Source organism: Spongiactinospora gelatinilytica, assembly GCF_003236385.1.
Lineage (GTDB): Bacteria > Actinomycetota > Actinomycetes > Streptosporangiales > Streptosporangiaceae > Spongiactinospora > Spongiactinospora gelatinilytica.
On record NZ_POUA01000651.1, the window covers coordinates 1 to 2,102 of the forward strand.

Annotated in this window: 2 protein-coding genes; both read right to left on the reverse strand. The window is 73.2% G+C overall.

What is annotated here, in order from left to right; genetic code table 11:
- Window positions 1-767: sulfotransferase (locus C1I98_RS38230; protein WP_111172104.1), on the reverse strand; the 767-nt coding region annotated here is incomplete at its 3' end.
- Window positions 764-2,102, reverse strand: a 1,339-nt coding sequence (locus C1I98_RS38235; RefSeq protein ID WP_111172105.1) for a lipopolysaccharide biosynthesis protein, incomplete at its 5' end; no start/stop codon positions are given. The genes C1I98_RS38230 and C1I98_RS38235, both read right to left, overlap by 4 nt.

Genomic DNA, 2,102 nt, shown 5'->3' on the forward strand with positions numbered 1-2,102 from the left:
GTGATGGGGGCCGTGCAGGCGTGGGTGATGCGTTTTTCCGCGCGGGGGGACCACTCCAGGCCGGTCCGGTCGTAGAGGGTGTGGAAGCCGCCGAGAGGGTCGCGGGCCAGGTCTTCGTACTGGACGACCTGGATGCCCGGGTGCCGGGCCGCGAGGTGGGTGGTGATGGTGTCGGTGAGCCGCCACAGGGTGGCGGCCTTGGTGATCCGGTCGGTGGAGTCCGCGAGTGCGCCGACCTGCGCGACCTCGGGGTGGTCGCGGACGAGCAGCGGCTGGTCCAGCAGGTCGCGGAAGTGGATCGTCCAGCCGAGCCGCTGCCAGCTCGCCACGAACGACACCGGATCGCGGCGAAGTACGATCACCTGGCAGCCCAGCCGGTCGGCGAACCAGCCCGCCGAAAGTACCGCGAACGGGTCGTCCAGCAGCGCCCGGGCGCGCCGCAGCCGTCCGGCGGTGAAGGCGGTCCCGTAGCGGACGAGCCTGGCCAGGTCGTACGGCGAGCGGTTGCGGCGCAGTTCGGCCGCGAACCGGTAGCGCAGCGCCACCGTGTCGCGGAACGCGGGGAGCCAGGTGTCCTCGTTGTCCCGGCAGATGTACTGGAAGCGGTGGGTGACCTCGGCGTTCAGCACGCCGGGGCAGCGACCGGGCGGGTGCTGCGGGTTCAGTGGCTCGTTGACGTAGACGAGCCCGCCGCCGGCCGTGAGCATCCGGCCGGTCCAGCTCGTCCCGCTGCGCGGCAGGCCGGTGACCAGGATGGGCGCGTTCACGCCGCGCCCTCCTGCCAGGCGCGCGGACGCAGGGCGGCCGGAGTGTGCCGGCCGAAGGGGCGCAGCCGGTACGTGCGGTGCAGGTGGAGCAGGGGCAGCAGGTTCTTCACGAGTACTCCGGCCGACCAGCCGAGCGCCGCGCCCAGCGCCCCGTGCGCGGGCACGAGGGCGATGTCGGCGGCCACGGTCACGGTGATGGCGATGGTGGTGTTCGCCAGGCTTGCGGTGGTGTGTCCGGCGGCGATCAGCGCGAGGTCCGCCATCCCGCACGCCGAGGCGACCATCATGGTCGCGGCCAGCACGACGGCCACCTGCGCGCCCTGCTGGTAGCCGGTACCGAGCAGCGCCGGAAGCCAGGGCGCGAGCGCCGCGTAGCCGATCCACACCGGCCAGGTCAGCGCGACCAGCCACAGCGTGGTCACCTGGTAGAGGCGTCGCGCGGTGTGCAGGTCATGTCCGGTCAGGGCGCTGACGAGCCGTGGCTGCACGGCATGCGCGAGCCCTTGTGCGGCGAGCTGGCCGATGATCTTGAAGCGGGTCGCCGCCGTGTAACAGGCCGCCTCGACCGGGCCGGCGAGCACCGCGACGATCACGATGTCCAGCCGCTGGAACACCGCCTGAATCCCGCCGGCCACCGCTCGCGGGCCCGTGTGCCGCCAGAGTTCGCGGGCGGCGTGGCGGGTGTGCCGCGCCCGCTCGCCGTGCGTATGTCCGGCTCCCGGCATCGCCGGGATCACGGCACCAGGTGGTTCGCCGGGGCCGGGGGGCGGGGTCCTGGTCCCCGGCGGTCGGCCACTTTCGGCGAGGGCCGATGTGTGGCGGTGGAGCCAGAGGGCGGCGAGGGCGAGGATCGGTACGTACGGCAGAGCCCAGGCGAGGGGGAGCGCGGACGCTGAGCCGATGATGGTGGCCAGGCAGATCAGGGTGAGCTGGGTGAGCGGCTGGACCAGCCCGAGGAGGTACGTGGTCGGGCCCATGGCGCCGAGGCCCCTGGTCGCCGCGACGAGGACGTCGGCGCAGGCGATGAACGGCAGGGCGAGCGACAGCAGGCGCACCCACCCGGCCGGTACGCCGGTGACGGCGGTGACGGTGGGCGCGAGCAGGTACACCGCAACGGCCGTGGCCATGGAGAGGGCGATCACCGGATACAGGGCCGCCCGGACATAGGCGTATATGGGGGCGTGCTCGGTACCAGAGGCCAGCGCGTGGACGAGGCCGTTGCTCGCGTCCAGCCGGACCACCCCGGCCGTCATCAGGCACAGGGCCATCGCGGTGAACAGCGCGCCCGCCGTGGCGGGCGGGAACGACCGGGTCACCACCAGGACCAGCGCCACC